This window comes from Longispora urticae, assembly GCF_053902585.1.
On sequence record NZ_JAQZSH010000042.1, the window covers coordinates 45,071 to 70,987 of the forward strand.

Here is a 25,917-nt window from a genome sequence, read left to right on the forward strand (position 1 = left end):
GATCTTTTACGGGTGTTCGGGCGGCGCTCTAACCGCCTTGGTGTGCCCTCGGCGCCGACGAGGTGGCGGAGGGCACCGTTCACCGGCACCGCAGCCGAAGCCCAGCCGCATCTCGGTAGCTTTTTAGTGCGTCCCGCGGAAGACTTGGCGATTGAGGAGTTATTGGAGGTGATGCTTGGAATCCCTGTTCGGTAGTCATCGTCGGTGGGACCACTCTCCTGCGCGGCCCAATGAGAGCGTTTATCAATTTCTTGAACGTTCCGCGAGACCGTTCTTCGCTGAGGTCCGGCAAGTGCTGATGGACTGGCTAGATAACGTGCCAACGACCGACCGAAGGTCCCTGCTGGGAAGCATCAAGTCGGGTGACAACCATGCGTTCGACTCGGCGTTCTGGGAGTTGTACCTACATGAGGCCTACCGACGGTCCGGTCATCAGGTATCGATTCACCCAGACTTACCAAATTCGTCATTTCACCCCGATTTCCTTGTTGAAGGAGAAACTGGTCGTTTTTATCTTGAAGCAGTGCGAGTTGGTATAGCTGCGCACAAAGTTGCAGAGACGCGTCGCCTCAACGAGGTCCATGCCGTCCTCGACCAGATGAGCCCCGATCGTTTCATGATCGGTCTCTCGCACTACTCGATCGGGCCGCGCCCCTTGCCAACCACCAAATTGCGAGAGCAAGTCAAGCGATGGCTGGGTTCACTCGACCCTGTCGCTGTCGCAGATGATCTCGCTAAGGGCTTCTATCAGGATTTGCCCAAACTCGTGCACGAGGTCGATGGCTGGAGGCTCGAGATCGAAGCGTTGCCGCTGAAGCCAGAGGCATACGGGAAACCTGGTCGCCTCGTCGGTATGCACGGCGAAGGGGAGGCGCAGATCGTTGACAACGTAACTGGACTTCGTAAGGCCCTGAGTTCGAAGGCGAAGAAGTACGGAGTCCTTGACGCGCCCCTGGTCATCGCGGTCATGTCAAACACCGACTACCCCACAGACGACCGGGAAGTAGAGCAAGCCCTCTTTGGCCTGTCGGCTTGGCGCCCGGCACTGGCCGCGCTGCATGCGGCCCGGCTGCGCGAGGACGGCCATTGGCTTACACGAAAAGGCTGGCGTTGCGGCCACGCCCCACAGGTTATCGCAGTGCAAGACCTCAAACCCTGGTTGGTCAACAGTGTGAAACCAAGACTGTGGAGCACGCTCGAGCCCGGGGTCCCTTTGGCCACGCAACCAACTTGGCTAGCGCAAGTCGAGGTTGACGCGCCGAAGGCGAAGGTGGCGCCCGCACGACAGCCGCCCAGCATGCTGTTCGGACTTCCCGCCGATTGGCGTCCAGCCGAGGCATTCGAGGACGAAGACGGCGAATCCTAGGAGGGGAAGCTCGGCAGGTCAGGCTCGCAGCACGCTAACTTCACCGCGCGCCGTTCGGCGGCCCCTGCTCCGTGAACGCAGCCGATCAGTGCTCCGGTGAGGACGTTTGGACGGGCGCTCACCTGTTCGCGGCTGCGTCGAGGGCGAGACGGAGCTCATCGGCGGACAGGCCGAGCCGAGCGGCCAGGTCAACGGCGGTGGCGTCGCGTTCGGCAGGGTCGATGCGGGCCCTGGTGATCCGCGAAGCCGCGCCAGCTCTTCTGGGCCCGAGTTTCAGGCCATGGGGAACTGGTCGGAGAGTCCGTTGAAGTCACTTCGCGGACGGGTCGGCGGCCACTCTGTACGCCAGAAGCAGTAGTCCTGTGCTGAGTTCGGCCTCGTACTCGCAGCGGGCCGTGACCGTATACAGGTCGGACCATCCGATCAGTTTTTTCCCGGGCCGTCTTCGGCAGGCTGAGGACGATGGCGCCATCGAGAGCGAAGTCCTGCCCGGACGTGGTTACCCAATGCAGTGGGTAGCGCTCGCTTACGCGGCGCAGGTACCCGAGCAGTCGGGCTCCGACCAGCTGGACGACCCACCGGTCTGCGGCCTTGACGCGGCTCACCCGATGAAAGTCGTTGAGCAGCTCACCGAGCGTCATCGTGTCGGGTGAGACTGGACCGCGGGCGTCGCGAGGGAACTTGAACTCCAATACAACGTCGCGGTCGTCGTCGAATCGAACGAGGAGGTCGAGTTTTCCGCCGGCCAGGCCGGGCATAGGTACTTCGACCTGGAGTTGTTGCGCGGCAATGCCGTGCTCCTGGAGGGCCAGGACAGTGGCGAATCGGAGCGTGTCCTCGGTGAGAAGGTGGCCCCGGCCGGCCCGCAGGTGTTCATCCATCAGCGCGTCTACCCGCGTCCACACATCATGCCAGGGCACTGGGGGCGCAGTCACCGGCTCACTGTAGCGGTGGCTCGGGATTTGCCCTGGTAAAGCCTGCCGGAAGGCGGTTGGCTGCGATGGCAGATCAACTTTCGGTTCGTTGACTGCTGTACCGGGACCTGGCACTGCCGCGCCGACACTCTCAACCTCGCCTGCGGGTCGGTGTCGCTTGAAGGATTCTTGGGTGCCAACTAGCAGGGGCGATGAACGGAGCCGACTCGCCTGACCTGACGGGGCTGGGCCTACCCCACCTGGCGGCATCCTGAAAAGTGCTGTCGCATCGTTCGGGTTGGAGCGCGGGCGGGGAATGCTGGAGAATCCGATCGTGACCGATGGCGAAGGCAGCGAACACGACCAGGTGCTGGCCAGGCTCGCCGGCCTTCGCCAACACCAGCGGGGCGGTCTGCGGTCTCCGCATAAGCCACTGTTGGTCCTGCTCGCGCTCGGTCGCCTGTCCTCAACTGGCACCAGTCGGATCAGTTGGACCGAGGCGAGGTCGGACCTGGGCAATCTGCTTGCGGAGTTCGGTCCTGCTTCTCATGCCGGGCAGGCTCAGAGCGCGGCCTACCCGTTCACCCGGCTGCGCTCCGACGGGATCTGGGTACTCGATCGCGACGTGCCCATGGACAACGTCGGCCCGCTCAACACCGAGCAGGTCACCGGCCAATTCGCCCCCGCGATGGAAAAGGCTCTCGCGTCCGAGCCCGCGCTGATCGCGTCGGCGGCCCGCGCTCTGGTGGAAAGCCACTTCCCGGATTCGATCGCACCGGACGTGCTCGCCGCGGTCGGCCTCGACGCCGACGCCGTGCTGCACGCGCCGAACACCGTACCGGCCGACGCCACTGCCAAACGCCGGCGTGATCCGCGGTGGCGAGCGGCGGTCATTCAGGCATGGGATCGGCAGTGCGCGTTCTGCGGCTTCGACGGCCAACTGTTCGGCGGGACCGTCGGCATCGACGCCGCCCACGTCCGCTGGTTCGCCTTCGACGGCCCGGACGATCTCGACAACGGACTTGCGCTGTGCACCCTGCATCACAAGCTCTTCGACAGGGGCGTGCTCGGGATCGACACCAACCTGAATATCTGCGTGTCGATGACCTTCACAGCCCGCACTCCAGCAGGAAAGTCCGTCTACGGTCTGCATGGCCAGGCGATCCAGGGCCGCCCAGGAACACCACACCCCGCCGACCCGCATCTCACCTGGCACCGCGAGCAGGTGTTCAAAGGCCAGCCGTTGACCGTCTGACGGATCCACAGCGTCAGGCACCCGACACCGCCCAGCCTGCCGAGAGGATCCATTCTCGCTCCATCGAGCGAGCAATAGTGCGCTCGTGGGAGTCTTCAACTGTTCTGGATGTGCTCGCATGTGTGGCGCTGCCGGTATCCACCTGCCACGCCGGTCCCGGCAGCGGCCCAGAAGTCCCGGGAGTCGCGGAAGTGCCCGCCGAGCGTATGCCAGGACACCCCCGGATGCTCGGCCCGCAGTGCGGCGAGGCCCGCTGAAGCGAGCCCGCAGCGTTGGTACTGCGGGATGGTGTAGGGCTGTTCGACCCAGCCGATCCTGCATCGTCGGCACACCTGGTAGTCCACGGCGAATGCGACGTCGCCTTCGAGGTGAGCGGAACGTTCCCTCCAGCCGGGGCGTTCGCCGGAGAGGGTGTCTTGCCAGGGTGTGCCCAGGTCGGGCGGCACGGGCCGTCCCTGGCGCTTGCCCAGCCGTCCGCGGCTGATCCACTGGAGGACCTCGCGGAGCGGTTCCCTTCCGGAGGAGCGTGCGACGATGTGAGCCTGGCTGGCGAGTTGCCGGGCTGAGCGCATCTCGTCATGAGCAGACATATGTCGATTATGGTCGGCAGGCGCGTGGCAGCGGGCCCTGATCTACGGGTCCGCCCGAACCGCTGTGCGGCAACAGCACTGTCTTTCAGAGGCATCGCCTCCGTCAAGGTTTCACGGGCCTGGCTCTCCGAGTTGTTCGAGGAGAGTGCCGGGTTTGTATGCAGGTTGTACAGCGAGTCGCGACAGGAGAGTACCGGTGTCGGATTGTTGTCGCGGCGGAACCGTCGGTGATGGGCGTCCGTAGCGTCTGCTTCCATGGATAAGACGCAGGCTGCAGAGATTGCCCGGGCAGCCTTCAAGAGCAGGAAGACCGTCGTCATCCTGGCAGCATCCGTAGTAGCCGTTGTGGTCGCGACGACAGTCGCACTCAGTCTCCCCGGCGGAGTGCCTGAGCCTGTCGATGTCGCCCAACCCCTGCCTTTGGTGTCGCCGTCGGTGACTGCCGAGGTGACGTACTCACCGCAACCTCCAACGATCCCGCGCACTGACCTGACGTTCCCGCCCGTCACCACCTACACGCCGCCTCCGCCGACCCAGGTGGAGATGGAACGCAAGTTCCTCACTGAGATCACCAAGGCTGGCCTCGACATCCAGTCCACGGGTGCACGCCTCGATGAGTACTCCTTGCTCGGATCAGCGCGAGGAGTCTGCCGGCACCTCACCGACGGCGGGGTGCCGGCAAATCCGGAGGGCGGATTCCCTGGACGCACTGCCGAGCAGTACCTGGTTGAGAACGAAGAGGTGGGTAAGGGCACGCGCAATGCTCAGATCATCGACCTGACCGTCCAGTACGTCTGCCCGCAGCATGCCCCGATCCTGGCGCGCGCGAAGACCGGTAGCTACCCGACGGCCGGCCCACTGACGTCGTTTCGTGACGGGACGTATGTCGTCGGAAAGATCATCGCCCCGGGAACGTACAAGACCGCACCGGAGGCGAAGGACTGTTACTGGGAGCGGACGACGTCCGGCGGGGGTGTCATCGCTAACGACTTCGTGACTTTCGCGCCCCAAGGCGTCACGGTGACGATCCGTTCCGGCGAGGGGTTTGTCAGCGAAGGATGCGGGGCCTGGACAAAGACCGCCTGACACGCGGGTCGGCATGTACGACTCCGCTGCATGGCTTCCTGCCGGAGGGTGGGTAGCGGTGTCACTCCTTCGGGTACGGCGGAAGGGGCCCCGGAGGCCGAACCGAGGCAAGGGCCAATGTGGTCCTGCAGGAGCGCGCTGAGTGTCACCCCGTGGGTGCGGGCAAGGACGGTGGGGATGTCATGTGGTGGGTCCAGGGGCGAGTTCGAGGTGTCGGCACGCGGTGGCCACCCCTGAGGTGCACTCGGTGAAGTCGGCGCCGCCGAGTTGGGCGTAGACGTGCAGGCCGTCGCTGCACAGGTTGACCGGGTCCACACGCCGCAGGGCCAGCACCACGAACGTGGCGGACATGGCGGTGACGTCCCGGATCTCGGCGATGCGGAACAGCGACCGGGTCTCGGCCATCGCCTCGCTGTCGCCGGCGCGTAGGACGACCCGGACGTGGGGCGCGACGGCGAGCCCGGTCAGGGCGACGGCGATGTTGTCCAGCTCGTCGGAGCCGACGACGGCCAATGCGATGGCCCGGTGCAGGCGGAGGCGGGTCAGTACCCGGCGGTCGCTGCCGTGCGCTACCAGTACCGGGATGCGGCTCTGTTTGGCGATTCTCAGGTTGTCGGCGTCGGGATCGCGTTCCACGGCGACGACGCCGATCCCGAGGTGTTTCAGCGCCAGGCACAGCCGGAGACCGACTTGGCCCATGCCGACTACCACGACGTGCCCGTCGACGGGTGGTGCGCGGTGTCCGATGAGCCCGAAGGTTCTGCCGTTGAGGGCGCGGTGCACGATGCCGGCCGTGAAGACCGCAGTGAAGCCGATCGTGGCCAGCATGGCGGCCGACGCGAAGAGCCGGTAGCGGGTGGAGGCCCCGGGGTCTGAGGCCGGGCCGACGGTTGCCACCACGCGGACGGCCTCGTACAGGGCGGTGACGGGGTCGAGGTGGTGGCGCAGGAGCAGCCAGAGCCAGTCCGCCGACAGCACGCACGCCAGACCGGCGAGGCCGGCGAGCAGCATCCGGGATCCGCTGTCGTGCGGCCGGAGCTGCCCGCGCAGACGGCCCAGCCGGGTACGCCACCGGCCCGGCAGGGGGTAGCCGGTCACGGTGAGCTCGTCGCCGGTCCTGCGCACCCCGGTCGGGCCGGTCTCGGACCCCCACACGGCGAGCAGGTCGGTGTTCAGGCACGCGGCGGCCAGGGTGGGGGCGGCCACGTCGGCGGGGGAGGCGACGACGCAGGCGGGCATGACGCGCCTGAGCTGGTCGGCGACCGTGCGGTCGAAGATCGACACGACGAGTCGGACCTGTGGTCGCATGTGCGCCACGGTCAGGGCGTACCGGAGACACGCGACGTCGTCGTGGACCAGGATCGCTACGCCGCGTGGTCGGCGCGCGGTCGCGGCGCGCAGGTCGTCCTCGGTGGGATCGGCGAGGTGCAGGACCTCCTCGCCCAGGCTCGCGAGGGTGCCGCAGACGCGTTTGGCGACGACCGTCGTGCCGATGACGACGAAGGGGCGGAGGTCGGCGCCGGTCGGTGGGGGCATGCGCGGCTACCGGCCCGGGGCGCTGGGGGACATCCACGCGGTGTGGCGGGCGGCCAGCGCGTCCCGCTGCCCGTGCGTCGGCATGATCACGTCCATCCCCCCGGCGAACGGGTGGTACAGCCAACGAAGTTCGGAGTCCGCCACGAGGACGGTGGCGGACAGGTCGTCGGCGACCTTGCGCAGCAGGGGGTCCAGGCAACCGGGCGACCAGCTGATCCGGCTCGCGTACAGGTGCTGGTGGATCTCGTATCCCGTGCGCCGGTCCGCGAGGAGCACGCTCGTCCAGTACACGCCGTCCGGGTGCAGGGCCTCGATCGCCGGCTCGCGGTCGCCGGGGCGGGGCGGAAGCGTCTCGGAGTAGCCGGCGGTCATCACGAGCACCTGACCGCCCGCAGCCAGGTCGCCCAGCGTGGTGTTGTGCCGGTAGAGGGCCGTCGCGTACTCCTCCTCGGTGTCCGGACAGCGTCGGCCCTCCGGGAGGGTGCGGAACCTGACCCATCGATCCGGGTACGCGGGCCTGAGCCGGGTGGGCACGGGCGCGCACTCCGGCCATCGCGCGGCCCATTGTTCCGTGAGCGTCGCGGGCTCGATGCCCTGGCCGGGGGCCGGTGGCCGTGCCGCTGGTCCCAGGTTCATGGCGTCCCCTAGCTTGTGGCGACTTTCTTGGTTGTCATCCAAGATATAGTGACCGCGATGCCGAGGCAAGGGAGACGCACGATGGTCCAGAACCCGAAGATCACGCCCGCTGAGGCGGGTTTCCGGATGCCACCGGAGTGGGCGCGGCACGCCGCCTGCCTCATGGCCTGGCCGGCCAGACCGGAGCTGTGGGGCGAGAGTCTCGACAAGGTGAAGGGGGACTACGCGGCGGTGGCCCGTGCCATCGCCGACTTCGAGCCCGTCGTGATGGTCTGCCAGCCCGGCACGGCCTCCGAGGTCCGTGACCGGTGCGGAACCGCCGACATCTCTCCGGTGGAGATCCCGATCAACGACTCGTGGAGCCGGGACAGTGGACCCGTGTTCGTGCGCGACCCCGCCGGTGAGGTCGCGGTCGTGCAGTTCGGGTTCAACGCCTGGGGCGGGCGCTGGCACCCCCATGACGACGACGCGCGCCTGGCCACCCGGATCGGCGAACGCCTCGGCCTGCGGGTGTTCCACGCTCCGTTCGTCCTGGAAGGCGGCGCGTTCTACGTCGACGGCGAGGGCACAGTGCTGACGACCGAGCAGTGCCTGCTCAACCCCAACCGCAATCCGGAGCTTGACAGGTACGACATCGAGCGCGGCCTGTGCGACTACCTCGGGGCCAGCACGGTCGTCTGGCTGCCGTTCGGGCACAGTTTCGACGTCGGCCCCGAAGGCACGGACGGCCACATCGACGGGGTGGCGCAACTGGTCGGGCCCGGGCATGTGCTGCTGGAGGCGCCGGCGGCCGTTGAAGCCTCGGAGTACGCCCGTTCGCGGGACAACCTGGCGGCCCTGCGCTCGACGCCGGACGCCGCGGGGCGCACCTTCCGGGTCAGCCTGCTCGACCCGGGCCCCGACGCTTCCGTGTCCTACGCCAACCACTACCTGGCCAACGGCGCGGTGATCGTGCCGGTGAACGGCGACGGCACGGACGAGGCAGCCCTCAAAACCCTCGCCGAGGTGTACCCGGGACGGGAGATCGTCGCGGTGCCCGGGGCGACCATCGCGCTCGGCGGCGGCGGGCCGCACTGCATCACGCAGCAGGTGCCGGAGGGCGTGGACATCTCCGCCCTGCGGTGACGGGTGGCCGGAGCGCGGAGACGTGTGGGTAGGGCCCCGGTGTCGGGTGACCCGCGGTGACGGTCCCGGCGGGCCTGCGGCATCCGGCCGGGCCGGTCCTAGGATGTGAAACTGTCTTGGAGGAGAGGTGCCGGTGACCGCACGACGTTCGAAGGGCAAGGAGCGCGAGGAGCTCGTCATCAGGGCGGCGGCCCAGGTGATCGCCGAGCGGGGCCTGGCCAACGTCCGGGTCGCCGACGTCGCGGAACGGGCCGGGATGAGCCCCGGTCACGTCACCTACTACTTCCCGTCCAAGATCGACATGCTCATGCGGGCGATCCGGGCCAGCGAGGAGGAACTCGCGGCCGAGGCCGCCCGCCAGCTGGCCGACATCAGCGATCCGTGGGACCGGCTCGACCGGCTCGTCGAACTGTCCGCCGCCCAGGGCATCCGCGATCCCGGCTGGGTCCTGTGGCTGCAGGTGTGGCTCGAGGCGGCCCTCGACGGGGAGGTCGCCAAGGTCCTGGACGAGCTGGACGCGCGGTGGCGGGACATCCTGGTGGACGTCATCGGGTACGGGGTCGGGCGCGGAGCCTTCGTCGCCGCGGACCACGTCGCGGTGGCCGTGTCGTTGTCTGCCATGATCGACGGGCTGTCGATCAAGCTCACGCTCGGGGCGCCAGGGTTCACCCGGGTCGACCTGCTCCGACTGGTTCGCGGGGCGGCCCGGACGCTGCTCGGGGTGCGCGCGGAGTAGAGGGCGGCCTCACCTCTGTCGGTGACCCGAGCGCGACGAGGGTCCGGTCCCCGGGTCGTGGCCGTCCGGCCCTGACCCTGTCGGTGGCATGCGCGAACTTCTCCGGCCGTGGCTCGTTCACGACGTCCCGGCGGAACGCGCGCGGATGGGTACCCGTCAGTGCTCTTCCTGGGTCCGCCAGGGCGGCAGGGCTTGATCCTGCGCCCCGGACCCGCCGCACCCACCTGGTTCCCGGACCTCTTCGGTCCGCTGCGGCACCGTACCTCGATCCCAGTTTCTCGAAGGATTCTTACCAGCTTCTGGCTCTCCCCGAAATTCTAGGTTGTCAACCAAGATTGGCATTGACGCAGGCCGGGGCACTCATGATACTCAATCTAGTACGGCGTCCTAGAAGCTACCCCTCAGGCGGAGCGGGACGCCCAAGAGGAGAGACGGATGGTCAACTCAGAACGGGACCCCAGCCCCGGCTTCAGCAGAAGGTCGTTCATGACCGCTGTGGGCGCGACGGCCGCCGCCGGTGTCGTGGCCGGGGTCGCCGGCGACGCACTGTTCTCCGGACGCCCGGCATCCGCGGGTCGGCCGGCGCACTCCGGTCGACTGGCAGCCGCCGGGACGTTCGTCGTCCCCGGAGAACACGCCCCCCACAAGCGCACCTGGATGTCCTGGCCGTCGAGCACCTCGATCTGGGGCAGCACGCTGCTGACCAAGATCCAGGGTGACATCGCGAAGCTCGCCAAGGAGATCGCCAAGTACGAGCCGGTCGTCATGTGCGCCGACGGCACGACGAACGCCTCTAAGGCCCGCAGCGCGTGCGGTTCGACGGTCACCGTGATCAGCTCGATCCCGGTCAACGACTGCTGGATGCGCGACTCCGGCCCGCTGTTCCGGCTCAACGGCGCGGGCGGGCGCGACGCCATCGGCCTGAACTTCAACGGCTGGGGCGGCAAACAGACGGTCACCAAGGACAAGTACGTCGCCCAGCGCGCCGCGTCCTACGCCGGCGTGTCCCCGTTCACCCCGTCGTACGTCACGGGCGAGGGCGGCGGGCTCGAGTACGACGGCGACGGCACGCTCTTCGCCACCGAGACCTGCTGGGTGAACTCCAACCGCAACCCCGGCTGGTCCCGCGCGGAGATCGAGGCCGAACTCCTGTACATGTTCGGCGCCACGAAGATGATCTGGTGCCCGGGCTACCTCGACCCGAACGACATCACCGACGACCACATCGACGCGACGGCCCGGTTCGTCCGGCCCGGCGTCGTCATGGCGCAGCTGCCCGCACCAGGGGCGACCGGCCCGTGGGCCACGAACGCCCGCGCGATCCACAACACCCTCGTCAACGCGACCGACGCGAAGGGCCGCCGCCTCCAGGTACTGACCCTGCAGAACCCGGACACGCTGCCCCGCTGGCCGCGCAGCCGCTGGGACACCTTCCTCAACTCCTACGTCAACTGGGTCGAGACCAACAGCACCGTCATCACGGCCCAGTTCGGCGACACCGCCAAGGACGCGGCGGCGAAGGCCGCGATCGGCGCGGCGTTCCCCGGCAAGACCGTCATCCAGCTCAACCTCGACCAGCTCCACGGCGAGGGCGGCGGCGGCGGGCACTGCGTCACCATGCAGGAGCCGCTGGCGTAGCGAGTGTCCGTCCCTTCGGCGCGGGGCCGCGCGCGGAAGGGACGGACGGACGGCAACGGCACCCGTTCGGTGACCTGTCCGGGCGACCCGGTGCCGAGCCAGCGCCAGGTCTCGCCGAGACGCCGTGCCTCGAGGTACCGTGGCCCGCCTCGGGTCAGTCGGTCAGCCGGCGGCGCGGTAGTAGTCCATCGAGACGGTCACGGGGCCACCGGCGCTCGCCTCGACCACCCGCACCACGACGATGTCGCGGGTGGTCCGCGACCGCACGCAGAACGCCCGACCGGGCGGCAGATCGATGAACGCGAGCGTCGTGACGGGACGCTGCCCGACAGCGGCGGAACACTCCGCGACACTCAACTGGCTATGGCCGGCGATGTACGCGTCGCTGGCGTCAGGGGCCAGGAACTCGCCGCCGGTGTGTCCCAGCGCCCACTGGGTCGACTCCGCGGGGGTCAGCGTGCCGGTCCCGATGTCGAAGTCGTAGGAGTCGTCAGGGGAGGACAGCGTCACACCGGTGTACACGGCGGTGTATCCGGCCGCGGTGGGCGGCGCCGCGGCGGATTCGCCACCCGGTGACGGGGCGCTCCTGGTCGACAGAGGGGCCAACGTATCAGGGGGAGCGGTCGTCCCCGGGCCGTCGAGGAACCGGTCCAGGCTATCGGTCAGTACGACACCGCCGACCGCGCCGACCACGGCGGTGACCGCCGCCACCAGGATCATGGCCTTCCACGAGGAGTTCTTCCGGCGACGGCCGGACCCGGAGGTCATCACTGCCCGGTCCGCCCGGCGCGGCTCCGCAGGTCGCGCACCCCATCGGCCCGCGGGCATCCGGGCGGTCGCGTGCGGCACGGGCACCCTGGTCGGTGCACTCGCGGTCGGCGCGGGTGAGACCACGGTCGGAAGGTGCGGTGGTGGGTCCGCGCGCCGGGTGACGTCGGCGCTGACCCGCGCAGGCAGCCAGTCATCGCCGAACCGCAGGTGTCCGCCCACCTCCGGGTGGCTGCGCGCGATGTCGATGATCTCGGCAGGCGTCGGCCGGTCCCCCGGATGCTTGGCCAGGCACCGTGCCAGCAGCCCGCGCAACGCTCCGGGCACCCGGTGGAGGTCGGGCGGCTCGTGCACCACCCGGTACAGTGCCGCACTGTCCGGTCCACCGGAGAACGGCGGTGTCCCGCCGGCTGCGAACCCGGCCAGCGCGCCGAGGGCGAAGATGTCTGCGGCGGGCGAGACGGGCAGATTGAGGACCTGTTCGGGGGCCATGTACGCGGGAGAGCCGATCAGGAGCCCGGTGCCGGTGAGCGCGACCGTGTCGGCCGCACGGGCGATCCCGAAGTCGATGACGCGCGGGCCGTCGGCGGCGATCAGCACGTTGGCGGGTTTGAGGTCGCGGTGCACCACCCCGGCGCGGTGGACGGCCTGCAAGGCCTCCGCGATGCCGCCCATCAGCAGCAGCACCGTGCGCGTCGGCAGTGCCCCGTGGTCGCGCACGACCTGCTGTACCGACGGGCCAGGCACGTACGCGGTGGCCACCCAGGGCACGTCGGCGTCCGTGCCGGAGTCGAGCACCTGTGCCGTGTAGAGGCCGTGGACGCGTCGGGCGTTGGCGACCTCGTGCGCGAACCGGGCCCGGAAGTCCGGGTCCTCGGCGAACTCCGGGCGCACCGTCTTCAGGGCCACCGGCCGCCCACCCGGGGTGTACGCCAGGTACACCCGCCCCATGCCGCCCGAGCCGATGAGGGCGTGCAGCCGGTAGCCGCCGATCTCGCTCGGGTCGCCGGGCCGCAACGGCGGAAACACCGGTGCGGGGGCGTGGACGGCCCGGGTCGGGTCGCTGGGCATGGCGGATCTCCTGTGGCGAGGTGGCGGAAGGCTGCGGACGCGGGGGTGGGAGGACGCGCCGGCATCGGGCTACCGGGTTCGGACGGCGCCGCCGGCGCACGGTGTGGTCAGGACGGCCCGGCTGTCACGGGTGGCGTGGTGCCGGGTTCGGCCCGCGCGCCGGCGACCACGGTGACGAGCACGCAGACGGCGATGATGGTCTCGACCCAGAGGAACGCGAGGTAGTCCAGCAGTGACCCGATGGGCGGCGAGCCAGGGGCGGTGTTGCGGAACGCGGCGAGGGCGAACAGCGTCGCGGCCATCCAGCCGAGGGCGGGCCAGACCAGCCCCCGGTGCCGGGTGACGAGGAACCAGGTGCCGATGACGACGGCGACGGCGAGCGTCCACATCGCGGCCATCATCAGGACCGCGAAGATGAGTACGCTGCCCGACCTGTCGACGTCCACCACGAACTCGGGCACCCCGCCCTCCTCGCCGGTCCGCACGGTGGGGGTGAACAGCGCGTCGTTGTTGGACAGCGTCATCCTGACGGGTACGTCGTGCCCGCCCTGCCGGCCCGCGAACTCGATGCTGGTCCGGTACCGGTCAAAAGGGTAGTCGGTGATCGCGCCGCCGGTCAGCGCTACGGGCAGGTCGACGGTGGTGATTCGGGTGTGGGCCCGATACGTCAGGTCGCCGCGCACGCTGGAGGAGGTCTGCAGGACCAGATCGTCCGCGGGGGACAGCCCGCCGGACTCGGCGAGCCGTCCGCGCGGGGTGACGAGGACGCGCAGGATGAGTTCGCGCCCGGCGGCGTCCACCCGCTGGATGGAGGCGTCGATGTCCACCCGGTCCGGAGCCGTGTCTTCCCCGGCGGCGTACCGGGTGTCGATGGCCAGTCGTTCACCGACCTGTAGCCAGAGGCCGAGACCGGCGACGGTGACCAGGGCGAGGGCTGCGAGCACGGGACCGAACATTCGCCGGGTGTCACTCCACCGGATCATGACGTCCTCCGCGGATCGGTGACGACCCGGTCATCCGGTTGGACTCACGGCGATCAGGGCGTGGAAGTGGGCGATGTGGCGGCTTCCCGGTCATCCGGTCGGGCTGCCCGGCTGGTCGTGGGTCGCGCAGTGGATGCCGCCGCCGCCGGAGGCGATGGCGTCGATCTTCAGTTGCACGATGGCGCGGTCGGGGAAGTGGTCCTTCAGGATCTGCTTGGCCCGGTCATCGGCGGCGGAGTCACCGAATCCGGGCAGGATGACGGCCTTGTTGGCGACGTAGAAGTTGACGTAGGAGGACACGAACTCCTCGCCCCGGCCGGTGATCCTGTCGGGGTCCGGCTGCGGCAGGTCGATGACCTCGATGGCCTTGCCCCGGGCGTCCGTGGCGTCCTTCAGTACGCCCCTGGCCTGGTCGATGGAGCGGGACCACACGTCCGGGGGCGAGTCGGGCGCCGGCTTGTCCAGGAGCACGACGCCGGGGGCGACGTACCGGACGAGGGTGTCGATGTGCGCGTCGGTGATGTCCTCGCCGCGCACGCCCGCGAACCAGATCACCTTCCGCACGCCCAGGGCGGCGACGAGATCGGCCTCGATCTGCTGGCGTGACCGGCCCCGGTTGCGGTTGTCGTTGACGACCGAGCTCTCGGTGACCAGGAGCGTGCCCTGCCCGTCGGTCTCGAAGGAGCCGCCTTCGGCCACGACGGGTGTCTCGATCCGTCCGATGCCGTATTTGGCGAGTACGCTGCGGGCGACCTTCGCGTCGTTGGCGTGTTGCTGTTTGCCGCCCCAGCCGCTGAAGTTGAAGTCCACGCCCATGACCTTGCCCGCGTCCTCGACGAACACCGGCACGGTGTCGCGGGTCCACAGGTCGTCCACGGGGATCGTGACGACCTCCACGTCCGAGCCGCACGCCCGCCGGGCCTCGTCCTCCTGTCCGGGGCGGGCGAGGAGGACCACCGGCTCGTAGCCGGCGACCGCGCGGGCGATCCCGGCGATGTCCTGGCGCACGGCCCCGAGCTGTCCGCCCCAGATGCCGGTGGACGCCGGCCACGCCATGAACGTGCGCGCGTGGGGTTCCCATTCGGCGCCGAACCGCCGCCCGGACGGGTTCGGTCCCGGGGACCGCGCAGGGTCGGGCTCAGGGGATTCGTCGTCCGGCGACGAGCACGCCGCCACTCCGAGGGCCACCGCGCCGGCTCCGGCCAGTGAGCGCAGCACCGTCCGGCGGGACACCGAAAAACCTGACATATGGGGTACTCCAGGAAAAGGTTTGTCTATCGTTTACCGTACGGAAGAGTTCTCGTGGTCGTGGCCGATCGCGCTAGGCCAGCGGCTCCTGCATCGTCGAGCAGTGGATACCGCCGCCCCCGGTCATCAGGCGGTCCACGTCGAGCTGGACGACCTCCCGCCCGGGGTACGCCGAGGCCAGCGCCACCCTCGCCGCCGCGTCCTTCGCCCGGTCCCCGAACTGGGCGGTGATCACGGCCCCGTTGACGACGTGGAAGTTGAGGTAGGAGTCGACGAAGTCCTTGCTCCGCGACCGCACCTTGTCCGGCCCCTCCACCGTGAGAACACGCAGTCGGCGGCCCCGGGCGTCGGTGGCGGCGGACAGGATCGCGAACTGCTCGCGCGCGTCCTTCGCCCAGATGTCGGTCCGGTCGGGCGCGGGCAGCTGCACCATGACCACACCCGGCCGGATGAACCGGGACGTGACGTCGATGTGGTCATCGGTGATGTCCTTGCCCTTGATGCCGGGCACCCAGATCATCTTGTCCGCGCCATAGGCCGCCAACACCGCCTTCTCGACCTCCGCCCGGCTCATGCCCGGGTTGCGGTTGCCGTTGACGAGGCTGCTCTCGGTCGCCATCACGGTGCCGTCGCCGTCGGTCTCGATCGCGCCGCCCTCACCGACGAACGACGCCGTGCCGAACGCCAGCTCCGCGTACTCCGCGACATACCGGGCGACCCGGGCGTCGTTGGTGTGCCTCTGTTTGCGGCCCCAGCCGTTGAAGTGCAGGCCGAGGGCATCGCGCCCGCCCGCGCCGTCGGTGCGGAACACCGCGCACGAGTCGCGCATCCACAGGTCGTCGGTGGGGATCTCACGGGTCACGGTGACCCCGCCGCCGCACAGGGCCCGGGCGTCGGCGGCGGCGTAGTCGTCCACGGCGCACATCACCACCGGCTCGTACGCCGCGATCGTGCTGGCGATCAGGGCGATGTCGTCCTGGATGCCGTCCAGTTGCCGGCCCCAGATCGACCTGCTGGCTGGCCACGACATCCAGGTGCGCGCGTGCCGGACGTCGTCGGGGGCCACCCGCCAGCGCCGTCCGGTCGGACCTGCCGCGGAGGCCACCGCGCGCGCCGCGTCCGCCGGGGAGGCCGCGGTCAGTGCTCCGCCGGCGAGTCCGGCCGCGCCGACGCCCGCCGCGCCGAGCACGGCCCGGCGGGTGGGCGGCGCCCCGGGACCGTCGAGCGGGCTGGGCGGGTTGTGGGGTCCGGTCATGGCGTCTCCAGGTCAGGTGGCGCGTCTCCCTGGTAGGGGAGCACGGCGTTGAGCAGGGATTACCTGTTCATCGTGGGGGACCGGACCGGTCGGGGAAGCTGTCTTTCGTCTACGGATCGTGGCCGATCGGCACTGATCCACCAAACGACCGGCACCCCGGGCGGTGGGACGACCGGCACCTTCAACAGGTGCCGCCAGGCTGTCCTAGGAGTCGGACAGCAGCCCCGCCTCGTGGGCGAGGACGGCGGCCTGGACCCGGTTGGCGCAGCCGAGCTTGGTGAGGATCCGGCTCACGTGCGCCTTGACCGTGCCCTCGCCCAGGAACATCCGCTGGCCGATCTCGGCGTTGGACGCCCCGGTGCCGAGCAGGATGAGGATGTCGAGTTCCCGCTGGGTGAGGACCGAGAGCCGCTCGCGGTGCGGGTCGGCCTGCGGGGTGCCACTTCCCAGGTACCCGTCGATCAGCTTCCCGGTGATCTCCGGCGACACCACGTGCTTCCCGGCCGCGGCCAACCGCACGGCCCCGATGAGCTCGTCCGGCGTGCTGTCCTTGAGCAGGAAGCCCACGGCCCCGGCCCGCAGCGCCCGGCGCACGTACTCGTCCTCGCCGAACGTGGTGAGCATGACCACCCGGACGGACGGGGCCCGGGCCGCCATCCGTTCGGCGGCGGTGAGCCCGTCGACGGCGGCCATCTGGATGTCGAGCAGGGCGACGTCGACCTTGTGCCGCAGGGCGAGCGCGACGACGTCGGCCCCGCCGGAGGTTTCGGCCACGACCTCGATGTCTTCGGCGTGCCGGAGCACGAGCCGGATGCCGGCGCGGACCAGTTCCTGGTCGTCGGCGAGCAGGACACGGATCATGGGTACCTCACTCGGCGGGCAGGGCGACGGCGAGTTCCTGGATCTCCACGAGCGCGCCGTCGACGAAACAGTACCGGTGCACCACGGCGGTCGCGGCCGTCGACCGGTCGGCGCTGTAGTGGTAGTCGCAGCGTGCTCCCGCTGGCCGGGCCGGTTCGTGCCCGCGTGCCGTGGCCTCCGCGCGCGGGCTGCCGAGCCCGAACCGGTCGGCGAACTCGTCGTGGGACATCCCGTACGCGGCCATCTCCGCCCGGTCGTCGTCGCCCGGGTACGGGACGAACGCGAGCGCCAGGTACTGCAACGCGACGACCCCGACGACCCCGAGCGCGATCGTCATGGCCGTGACGGCGTGGTCCCAGGCGGGCCGGGACCGCGTTTCGGCCGGCGGATCCTCGTCGGGAACCGTGACGGCCTCGACGTGCCCGGCCAGGGGAATGGTCGCGTCGACGCCGAAACCCCCGTCGCCGGTCGGTCCGGCGCTCAGTGTCCCGCCGAGCAGCCGGACCCGCTCCCCGAGCCCGACCAGGCCACGCGCGCTGCCGGGCAGGTCGCGGGTCTGCCGCTCGCTCCGCCCGTTGCGCACCTCGATCCGCACGTCCTGGTCGGCACGCCGGACCGTGACGGTCACCGGGGCGGAGGCGGCGTGCTTGTGCACGTTCGTCAGGGCCTCACGGACGACGCGGTGCACCGCGCGCCGGACGGCGGGGTCCGCGTGTCCCAGGTCCCCACCGGTCCATTCCAGATCCACGGAGACGCCCGCGGCCCTCGACCCGGCGACCAGGTCGGTGACGTCGGCCTTCGTGCCGGTCGTCTCCGTCAACGGTTCGGAGCGCGCCGCCGGGTCGCCCTCGCCGAGGATGCCGAGGACGCCCCGGAGTTCGTGCATCGCCTGCCGTGCCGTGGAGTGCACGAGGACCGAGGTGGACAGCAGCTCGCCGCCGGTCGGGCGGCTGGCCAGTTCGAGGCCGCCGGCGTGCAGGGCTACGAGACTGAGCCGGTGGCCGAGGAGGTCGTGCATCTCGCGCGCGATCCGGGATCGTTCCAGCAGCCGGGACCGCTCCTCGGTGGCCCCGTGCGCCCGTCGCAGGGACGCGTTGCGTTCCCGCAGCGCGGTGAGCAGTCGTTCCCGCTGACCGACAACGATGCCGACCAACCCCGGCACCAGTCCGCAGACGACCATCGTCACGACCAGGGCGTTGATCCGGTACTGGACCAACGGCGCCCTCTCTCCGATCACGGCGAGGGCGGTGACCGCCGCGGGGAGCGCGACACCCGCCACGAGCAGGGCGGAACGGCGGAGCGCGGACATGGGCCGCAGGCCGGCCGTGTAGGCCACGATCGCCCACGCGGCGCCGGTCAGCGGGTCCGCCGCCGCCAGTCCGGCCGTGACCACGAGCGCGGTGGCCGGCAGACGACGGCGGATCAGCACCGCCAGCACCGCGCCACCGGCGACGGCCCACCGTGCGGCGGGCTGGTCGCTCAGCAGGCTGTCGACCAGCCAGTCGTCGGCCCAGCCGAACAGCACCGCCACCGCCCCGGTGGCCACGGCGAGCAGACCCAGGTCGATCAAACCTTGAGATATATGTGTACGAATATCACTATTCGTCACATCTATCCTCCCCTCGTGCGCCCACCCCAAGCATGCACGTGCCGTCACCGGTTGGGACGGCCTAGCCGAGAGCGCGCCGGGCCTCGGCGATCCGGCGCGGATCCCACCCGGGCCGGGGGACGGACTTCAGCAACAGCCGGGTGTAGGGGTGCTCCGGCTCGGCGAGGACCCGTTCGGTCGGCCCGGCCTCGACGATCCGGCCCTGGCGCATCACCACCACATCGTCGGTCACGGTGCGTACCACGCCGAGGTCGTGGGTGATGAACACGTAGCCGACTCCGAGCTGGGCGCGCAGGTCGCCGAGGAGGTTGAGGATCTGGGCCTGGACGGACACGTCCAGCGCCGCCACCGCCTCGTCGAGGACCAGGACGGCGGGCCGCACGGCCAGGGCGCGGGCGATCGTGACCCGCTGGCGCTGCCCGCCGGAGAGCTGGTGCGGCAGCGCGTCGGCCTCGCGCCGGCCGAGGCCCACCTGGTCGAGGAGTTCGGTGGTCCGGGCCCGGCGGTCGGTACCGGGAAAGTGCAGGCGCAGCGTCTCGCCGAGCGCGTCGCCGACGCTGATCCTGGGGTCCAGGGACAGGTACGGGTCCTGGAAGACCATCTGGACCTCGCGGGCCCACCGCAGCCGGGCCCGGCGGCCGACCGGGCGGCCGGCGCGTTCGTGGCCGCCGACGGTCACCGTGCCCGCGTCGGCGCGTTCCAGGCCGACGATGATGCGGGCCGTCGTGGTCTTGCCCGACCCGGACTCGCCCACCACGCCCAGCGAGCCGCCTGCGGGGAGGGTGAACGACACGTCGTCGACGGCGGCTGCCGCCCCGTACGTCTTGCGCAGGCCCGACACCGCGAGCACGGACTCAGCCATGGTGCGTGATCCCTTCCAGGGCCAGCAGCGTGTGGTGGTGACAGGCCACGGTCCCGCCGTCGACCGGCGTACTGACCGGCGCGTCCGTACGGCACAGGTCGGTGGCGTGCAGGCAGCGGGCCGCGAACGGGCAGCCGGCCAGGGCGGTGCGCAGGTCCGGTGGCTGGCCGGAGATCGCGTCGAGCCGTCTGCGCGGCTGGTCGAGCTGCGGGATCGAGGCGAGCAGCGCCGCCGTGTACGGGTGCCGGGGCTTGTCGAACAGCGCGTCCGCGGGGCCGGACTCGACGATCCGGCCGGCGTACATCACGCACACCCGGTCGCTGATCGCGGCGGCGAGGTGCAGGTCGTGGGTGACGAACAGCAGCGCGGTGCCGAACCGGGCGCGCAGGTCGGCCAGCAGAGTGACGATCTCCGCCTGGGTGGTGACGTCCAGGGCGGTGGTCGGTTCGTCGGCGAGCAGCAGCGCCGGGTCGGACATCAGAGCCGCCGCGATGGTGACCCGTTGCAGCATGCCCCCGGACAGCTCGTGCGGGTACTGGAGCAGGACCCGCTCGTCGAGCCCGACGGCTTCGAGGAGTTCCCTCGCCCGGTCGCCGGCCCGCTGGGCGCTCCACCGCAGGTTCGTCCGCAGGCCCTCGGTCAGGAAGTCGCCGATCCGGCGCAGCGGGTTGAGGGCGGTGCGCGGGTCCTGGAAGATCATCGACACGGTGAGGGCCCGCACGCCGCGCAGTTCCTGGGAACCCATCGTGAGGAGGTCCTTCCCTGCGACCCGGACGGCTCCGGTGACCTCGGCGTCGCGAGGCAGGAACCCGAGGGCGGCCCGTGACGTCAGGGTCTTGCCCGATCCGGACTCCCCGACGAGGGCGACCGTCTCGCCGGCCCCGACCGCCAGGGTGACCCCGTCCAGGACGGGCCGGGCCGTGCCGGGGAGGGTGACCCGCAGATCCTCTATCTCCAGAGTGTTCAACGCTGCCTCCGGGCGACCTTGTCGGCCCAGTGTTCGCCGACGACGTTGACGGCGACGACCGTCCCGACGATCGCGAGGCACGGGATGATGGCGGACAACGGTTGTCCCTGGAGTACGGCGCTCTGCCCGGTGTTGACCATCACGCCCCAGTCGGGGGTCAGGGGGGCGACGCCCAGGCCGAGGTAGGACAGTGCGGCGAGGTCCAGCAGGGCGTACCCGAAGTTGAGGGTGCACTGGGCCAGGACCACGGGCGCGATGTTGGGGACGAGGTGCCGCAGGCAGATGGCCAGCCCGGAGAAGCCCTGCACCTGGTAGGCGGCCAGGTACGGGCGTTCGCGTTCGACGATGGTGAGGCTGCGCGCCAGCCTGCTGACGTAGGGCAGGTAGGCCAGGGACAGGGCGAGCACGGGGGCGAGGAGGCCGTCGCCGTACAGCGCGACGAACAGGATCGCCAGCAGCAGGCCGGGGAACGCGAGCAGCAGTTCGCTGCCGCGGGACAGCACGGAGTCCAGCCAACCACCGCGCCACCCGGCGGTGACGCCGACGACGACGCCGAGGACCGTGGAGAAGACGACGACGCCCAGCGGTCCGAACAGGGCGGTGGTGCTGCCGAGCAGGAGGCGGGACAGCACGTCGCGGCCCGCCTCGTCCGCGCCGAGCAGGTGGTCGACGGACGGTCCGGCGAGCGCCGCGCCGAGGTCGGCCGCGTTGGGGTCGGCCAGGGGCAGCCAGGGCGCGGCCACCGCGACCGCGAACGCCAGGCCGGTGAAGGCGAGGCAGGTCAGGTACAGCCACGGTCGGCGGGTGCGCACCCGGCCGAAACCGGGGCGGCGGGTCACGGCCGCGGTCACAGGGTCCTCCTCGTGCCGAGTCGCACTCTCGGGTCGATCAACGGGAACGCGAGGTCCACGACCAGGTTCACCAGCACGAACAACGCGACGATCAACAACGAGATGGCCTGTACGACGGGGAAGTCCTTCACCGCCACGGAGGACTGCAGGAGGTCGCCGATCCCGCCGAGTCCGAACGCGGCCTCCACCAGCACCGTGCTGACCACCAGCCCGGAGACGGTCAGCCCGCTCAGGGTCGCGATGCCGCCGAGGGCGTTGCGGAACACGTGCCGGCGGATCACGGTGCTCTCGGCGAGGCCCCGGCTGCGCGCGACGGTGACGTGGTCGCGGCCCATCTCGTCGAGCATGGTGGTGCGGGTGACCCGAGCCAGGACGCCGACCCAGTACAGCGCCAGCGCTGTGGACGGCAGTGCCAGGTGGTAGACCATGTCGAAGAATCCCTCCCCGCTGCCCGTGGTCGGGAACCAGCCGAGGGTCACCGAGAACAGCCAGATCAGTGCGATCGCGGCGACGAACGACGGCGTGCCCACGGCGACGGACGTGCCGACCAGGATCGCGGAGTCGGTGGCCCCGCCGCGCAGGGCGCTGATCCAGCCGAGTCCGATGCCGAACACCACGACGAGTACCAGCGCCATGGAGATCAGCAGGAGAGTGCTGGGCAGCCGGGCCTCGATGAGCCCCAGTACTGGGCTGCGGTACTGCACCGAGCGGCCGAGGTCCCCGGTGAGCACCTGACCCAGCCACTTGTAGTACTGGACGGGGAACGGGTCGTCGAGGTGGTACTGGGCCCGGATTGCGGCCCGCGCCTCGGGGGTGGCCGAGCGCCCGCCCAGCAGGAAGCTCTCCGGCTTGCCGGGGGCCAGGTAGACCGCGCCGAACACGAGGAACGACGCGGCCACCAGCGTCCCGGTCAACTCGAGAAGTCGACGGATCAGGAACCGGAGGATCATCCCGACGCGCCCACTTGGGCCGCCCACGGGTAGTACATGTAGCAGATGCTGGTCGGGGCGCCCGTGATCCGCTTGTTCAGGAACACCGACGTCGGCCACTCGGCGACGGGGATCCACAGCAGTTCGTCGGTGGCCTTCTTCTGCAGCTGTGCGGACAGGGCGGCCCGCTTCACCGGGTCGTACTCCGCCACCGCCTGGTTGAGCAGCGTGTCGTAGGCGGGGTCGGAGTACCCGCCGTAGTTCTCGAAGTCCCCGGTCTGGAACATCTTGTACATGGCCAGCGGGTCGGTCTTGGACAGGTAGTAGGTGTTGGGGAACGCGTCGATGCCCTCGCGCGCCTGGGGGTCGGAGAACAGCGTGGTGAAGGCATCCGGGGCGATGGTCTTCAGTTCGACGTCCAGCCCGATCGCCGCGCCCGCCGACTGGGCCGCGGTGGCCAGCAGCGACACGTCGGCCCCGATCGCGCTGGTGGCGATGACGACCTTCTTGCCGGTGGCGCCCGCCTCCTCGACCAGCTGTTTGGCCTGGGTCAGGTTCCGGCCGGTCCCGGGCAGGCCGGCGTAGGCCCCGTCGACGACCGGTTGCGGGAGCCCTGACCAGGCGTCGCGGGCTGCCGGTGCGGAGGTGACCGAACCGACCCCTCGCAGGCCCGTCTTGATGAACCCCTCCCGGTCCAGGGCCAGCATCAGGGCCCTGCGGACCCGGACGTCGCCGAGGGTGCCCTTCAGGTTGGTGACGGTCAGGTTGATGGTGGTCAGGGACTTGCCGAAGTACAGCGTGCCCTTGCCGCTGGTCGACAGCTTCTCGTAGCTCTCGGGGGAGACCAGGTAGCCGCCGTCGACCTCGCCGGCGAGCATCGCGTTGGCCCGGGCGGCCGGGTCGGTGAGGAACTTGAAGACCACGGTCTTCGACTGGGCGCGGGCGCCCCAGTAGTTGTCGAAGCGGTCGAGCTGGATGGACTGGCCTTTGGTCCACGTGCCGAGGGCGAACGGTCCTGTGCAGCCCAGCCCGGTACCCGTCCCGTAGTCCTTGCCCTGGCCCCGCACGGCCGTGGCGTGCGTGACCTTGCCGGCGACGCTGGCCATCGCCAGCGGGAACTGCGAGTCGGCCTGCCTGAGCTTGACCGTCACCTGCAGGGGGCCGGTCTCGGTGATCGAGGCGACGTTGGTGAAATCCGACGACCAGAACGATCCGACGTCCGGGTCCAGGTGCCGGTTGAGGCTGTAGGCGACGTCGGTGGCGGTCATCGTGCCACCGTCGTGGAACTTCACCCCCGGCCGAATCGTGTACACCCAGGTCAGCGGGTCCGGGTTGGCCACGGCGGACGCGAGCCCAGGCTCCAGGGTGAGCGCGGGGGTCCAGCGCATCAGGCTCTCGCACACGTTGGACAGGATCATGTTCGGCGCGTAGTCGAACGCGTAGACGTAGTCCAGGGTCGGCGGCTCGGCGTACAGCGACCAGCTGAACGACGCGAGCTCGCCCTTGGCCTCCGGGGTCACGGCCGACAGCCGGTACTCGAAGGCCTTGGACGACGGGCTCGTGCACGCGGCGGTGGCCAGCACGGTGGCGGCGACCGCGATGCCGGCCAGCAATCGGGTTCTCATCGGGTCACTCCCTGGGCGACGGGCAGGGTCAGAGGGGTGTACAGCTCGGGACGGCGGGTGCGCAGCAGCCCGAAGCCCAACCAGTCCTCGCGCTGGGCGAGATCAAGGTCGGCGACCAGCACGGCAGGCCGGTCGCGCGGGGCGCGCACCACGATCCGGCCGTAGGGGTCGGAGATGAACGACGAGCCGTAGAAGGTGATCGGACCCTCCGTGCCGACGCGGTTCGGTACCACCATGAACAGGGCGTTGGCCAGGCCGTTCGCACTGATCGCATGCTCCCACATCGGCCGGGTGTCGAAGTCCGGAAGCTCCGGTTCCGAGCCGATCGCGGTCGGATGCACCAGGATCTGGGCGCCGTGCAGGCTGTAGACCCGGGCGACCTCGGGGAACCACTCGTCCCAGCAGGTCGGGAAGCCGAACCGGGCACCGGCCGCCTCGACGACCGGGAAGCCGGTGTCCCCGGGGCGGAAACACAGGTCCTCGTGGTAGCCGGGAAACTCGGGGATGTGCAGTTTCCGGGTACGGGCGAGCAGTTCGCCGACCGGTCCCACGCAGATCGCGGTGTTGTACCCGAGACCGCCGTCGGTCGCCCGCTCGTACAGCGACGCGTGCACGATGATCCCGAGTTCGCGGGCCAGCTCGGTTGCCAGCCGGGTCGTGGGCCCGTCGGGCAGGTCCTCCAGGTACCGGTCGGCCCCGGCGGCGAGCGCGTGGTCGGCGGCGAAGTACGGGCTGCGGGTCAGTTCGGGCAGGCACACGACCTGTGCGCCCTGGGCGGCGGCGAGCCGGACACCCTCGCGCAGCTTCTCGTCGTGGGTGCGCTCGCCGTCGTACCAGCGCATCTGGACCAGTCCGACGCGCAGCATCGACCCGGTCTCCTGGTCGAGCCGGCCGGGGGAGCCCAGGGGGGAGCCGAACGCGGTCAACAGTGTATAGGTCATGCCGTTACCTCCGGGATCTGCTGGGTGACGCAGTGCACGCCGCCGCCGCCGTACGCGATCGTCGTCGCGGGTACCCCGACGACCTTGTGGTCGGGCAGCGCGGCGGCGATGACGGCCAACGCGTCCTCGTCGGAGGGCAACCCCGCGACGGGTACGACGACGCCGCCGTTGGCGATGTAGAAGTTCAGGTAACCGAGCTCGGTCCGGTGCCCGTCGACCTCCACGAACGCGCTCTGCGGCAGTTCGAGGATCCGGAGCCGGCGGCCCCGGGCGTCGACGCTCGCCTCCAGGTGGGCGCGGTTGGCGCGCATCCGGTCGTGGTCGGGGTGGTCGGGGTCTGCCGGCATCCGGAGCAGCACCGTGCCGGGGGCCACGAACACGCACACCCCGTCGACGTGCCCGTCGGTGATGGTGTCCTCAATCCGGCCGTAGGGCAGCCAGATCACCGTGGTCACGCCGAGCTTGGCGCGCAGTTCGGCTTCCATCTGGGCGCGGGTCAGCAGCGGGTTGCGGGTCGGGTGCAGCAGGCACTGCTCGGTGGTGATCAGCGTGCCCTCGCCGTCGACGGTGATGGCGCCGCCCTCCAGTACCATCGGCGAGTGGACCGCCGTGACGCCGAGCCGCTCCAGCAGTACCCCGCTGATCCGGTCGTCCGCGTCGAACGGGGGGAACTTGCCGCCCCAGCCGTTGAACCGGAAGTCCACCCCGGCGCGTTCGCCGTCGGGGCCGAGGACGAAGACCGGGCCGGAGTCGCGCAGCCAGGAGTCGTCGATCGGCAGTTCGATGACGTCCACGTCCTCGCCGCACGCCTCCCGGGCGCCGGCGCTCTGGCCGGGGGCGGCGATCATCGTCACCGGTTCGAAGGCCGAGATCGCGGTGGCCACGGCGGCGTACTCCGCCCTGGCCCGGGCGAACACGCTGCCCCACATCTCCGGTCGGGTGGGCCAGGCCATGAGGCAACCCTCATGGTGGGCCCACGGCGCCGGCATCCGCATGGTCATGGAACCTTTCCTCCTGCTGCGCAAGCGGTGGACGTGATGGCCTATCGTGCTCCTGACTGAATTT

At 70.1% G+C, this 25,917-nt stretch carries 22 protein-coding genes; 6 read left to right on the forward strand and 16 right to left on the reverse strand.

The features are described from left to right. Positions 1 to 292: 292 nt before the first annotated feature. Positions 293 to 1,366 (forward strand): hypothetical protein, encoded by a 1,074-nt coding sequence (locus tag PT931_RS29810; RefSeq protein WP_456249043.1) that lies wholly within the window; start codon positions 293 to 295, stop codon positions 1,364 to 1,366. A gap of 1,230 nt (positions 1,367 to 2,596) precedes the next feature. Beyond that, a complete protein-coding gene (locus tag PT931_RS29815) occupies positions 2,597 to 3,535 on the forward strand; it encodes a phosphorothioated DNA-binding restriction endonuclease (protein WP_456249044.1) in 939 nt (312 codons plus the stop codon). 95 nt (positions 3,536 to 3,630) lie between these two features. On the opposite strand, the gene PT931_RS29820 is transcribed toward PT931_RS29815, so the two are convergent. Then, positions 3,631 to 4,125: a hypothetical protein gene (locus tag PT931_RS29820; protein ID WP_456249045.1), complete on the reverse strand. Its 495-nt coding sequence runs from the start codon at positions 4,123 to 4,125 to the stop codon at positions 3,631 to 3,633. Between the two features lie 255 nt (positions 4,126 to 4,380). Here PT931_RS29820 and PT931_RS29825 point away from each other — a divergent pair, with 255 nt between their 5' ends. Further along, positions 4,381 to 5,211 (forward strand): hypothetical protein, encoded by an 831-nt coding sequence (locus tag PT931_RS29825; protein WP_456249046.1) that lies wholly within the window; start codon positions 4,381 to 4,383, stop codon positions 5,209 to 5,211. Between the two features lie 180 nt (positions 5,212 to 5,391). On the opposite strand, the gene PT931_RS29830 is transcribed toward PT931_RS29825, so the two are convergent. After that, positions 5,392 to 6,747: an NAD-binding protein gene (locus PT931_RS29830; protein WP_456249047.1), complete on the reverse strand. Its 1,356-nt coding sequence runs from the start codon at positions 6,745 to 6,747 to the stop codon at positions 5,392 to 5,394. Between the two features lie 6 nt (positions 6,748 to 6,753). Then, on the reverse strand, positions 6,754 to 7,383 hold the full coding sequence (locus PT931_RS29835) for a DUF3885 domain-containing protein (RefSeq protein ID WP_456249048.1): 630 nt from the start codon (positions 7,381 to 7,383) through the stop codon (positions 6,754 to 6,756). Between the two features lie 81 nt (positions 7,384 to 7,464). Between PT931_RS29835 and PT931_RS29840 the strand changes: the two genes are divergently transcribed. The 3 genes from PT931_RS29840 to PT931_RS29850 all read left to right on the forward strand — a co-directional run bounded on the left by PT931_RS29840 (position 7,465) and on the right by PT931_RS29850 (position 10,882). Beyond that, positions 7,465 to 8,508 (forward strand): agmatine deiminase family protein, encoded by a 1,044-nt coding sequence (locus PT931_RS29840; RefSeq protein ID WP_456249049.1) that lies wholly within the window; start codon positions 7,465 to 7,467, stop codon positions 8,506 to 8,508. A 133-nt stretch (positions 8,509 to 8,641) separates the two neighbouring features. Continuing rightward, on the forward strand, positions 8,642 to 9,244 hold the full coding sequence (locus PT931_RS29845) for a TetR/AcrR family transcriptional regulator (protein ID WP_456249050.1): 603 nt from the start codon (positions 8,642 to 8,644) through the stop codon (positions 9,242 to 9,244). A 486-nt stretch (positions 9,245 to 9,730) separates the two neighbouring features. Further along, positions 9,731 to 10,882 carry an agmatine deiminase family protein gene (locus PT931_RS29850; protein WP_456249051.1) on the forward strand — a complete coding sequence of 384 codons (1,152 nt, stop codon included), beginning with the start codon at positions 9,731 to 9,733 and terminating at the stop codon, positions 10,880 to 10,882. Positions 10,883 to 11,044: 162 nt separating this feature from the next. Here PT931_RS29850 and PT931_RS29855 read toward each other — a convergent pair whose 3' ends face one another. The 13 genes from PT931_RS29855 to PT931_RS29915 all read right to left on the reverse strand — a co-directional run bounded on the left by PT931_RS29855 (position 11,045) and on the right by PT931_RS29915 (position 25,853). Beyond that, on the reverse strand, positions 11,045 to 12,721 hold the full coding sequence (locus PT931_RS29855; protein WP_456249052.1) for a serine/threonine-protein kinase: 1,677 nt from the start codon (positions 12,719 to 12,721) through the stop codon (positions 11,045 to 11,047). Between the two features lie 107 nt (positions 12,722 to 12,828). Beyond that, the gene (locus PT931_RS29860) at positions 12,829 to 13,704 is read right to left on the reverse strand and encodes a DUF4436 family protein (RefSeq protein ID WP_456249053.1); all 876 of its coding nucleotides are present in this window, start codon (positions 13,702 to 13,704) and stop codon (positions 12,829 to 12,831) included. Between the two features lie 90 nt (positions 13,705 to 13,794). Then, positions 13,795 to 14,952, reverse strand: coding sequence for an agmatine deiminase family protein (locus PT931_RS29865; protein WP_456249054.1), 1,158 nt, complete (start codon positions 14,950 to 14,952; stop codon positions 13,795 to 13,797). Between the two features lie 73 nt (positions 14,953 to 15,025). After that, positions 15,026 to 16,207, reverse strand: a complete 1,182-nt coding sequence (locus tag PT931_RS29870) for an agmatine deiminase family protein (protein ID WP_456249055.1) — start codon at positions 16,205 to 16,207, stop codon at positions 15,026 to 15,028. A 204-nt stretch (positions 16,208 to 16,411) separates the two neighbouring features. After that, positions 16,412 to 17,068, reverse strand: coding sequence for a response regulator (locus PT931_RS29875; RefSeq protein WP_456249056.1), 657 nt, complete (start codon positions 17,066 to 17,068; stop codon positions 16,412 to 16,414). 7 nt (positions 17,069 to 17,075) lie between these two features. After that, a complete protein-coding gene (locus PT931_RS29880; RefSeq protein WP_456249057.1) occupies positions 17,076 to 18,638 on the reverse strand; it encodes a sensor histidine kinase in 1,563 nt (520 codons plus the stop codon). A 100-nt stretch (positions 18,639 to 18,738) separates the two neighbouring features. Next, a complete protein-coding gene (locus tag PT931_RS29885) occupies positions 18,739 to 19,539 on the reverse strand; it encodes an ABC transporter ATP-binding protein (protein ID WP_456249058.1) in 801 nt (266 codons plus the stop codon). Further along, the gene (locus tag PT931_RS29890) at positions 19,532 to 20,506 is read right to left on the reverse strand and encodes an ABC transporter ATP-binding protein (RefSeq protein ID WP_456249059.1); all 975 of its coding nucleotides are present in this window, start codon (positions 20,504 to 20,506) and stop codon (positions 19,532 to 19,534) included. The genes PT931_RS29885 and PT931_RS29890 overlap by 8 nt, the downstream gene beginning before the upstream one ends. Continuing rightward, the gene (locus tag PT931_RS29895) at positions 20,503 to 21,357 is read right to left on the reverse strand and encodes an ABC transporter permease (RefSeq protein WP_456249060.1); all 855 of its coding nucleotides are present in this window, start codon (positions 21,355 to 21,357) and stop codon (positions 20,503 to 20,505) included. The genes PT931_RS29890 and PT931_RS29895 overlap by 4 nt, the downstream gene beginning before the upstream one ends. Continuing rightward, the gene (locus PT931_RS29900) at positions 21,354 to 22,307 is read right to left on the reverse strand and encodes an ABC transporter permease (RefSeq protein WP_456249061.1); all 954 of its coding nucleotides are present in this window, start codon (positions 22,305 to 22,307) and stop codon (positions 21,354 to 21,356) included. Before PT931_RS29900 ends, PT931_RS29895 begins: the two co-directional genes overlap by 4 nt. Then, positions 22,304 to 23,911, reverse strand: a complete 1,608-nt coding sequence (locus PT931_RS29905; protein ID WP_456249062.1) for an ABC transporter substrate-binding protein — start codon at positions 23,909 to 23,911, stop codon at positions 22,304 to 22,306. The genes PT931_RS29900 and PT931_RS29905 overlap by 4 nt, the downstream gene beginning before the upstream one ends. Further along, positions 23,908 to 24,852, reverse strand: a complete 945-nt coding sequence (locus PT931_RS29910; RefSeq protein WP_456249063.1) for a nitrilase-related carbon-nitrogen hydrolase — start codon at positions 24,850 to 24,852, stop codon at positions 23,908 to 23,910. The genes PT931_RS29905 and PT931_RS29910 overlap by 4 nt, the downstream gene beginning before the upstream one ends. Continuing rightward, complete coding sequence (locus PT931_RS29915; RefSeq protein ID WP_456249064.1) at positions 24,849 to 25,853, reverse strand: agmatine deiminase family protein; 1,005 nt, start codon at positions 25,851 to 25,853, stop codon at positions 24,849 to 24,851. The genes PT931_RS29910 and PT931_RS29915 overlap by 4 nt, the downstream gene beginning before the upstream one ends. Positions 25,854 to 25,917 lie beyond the last annotated feature (64 nt).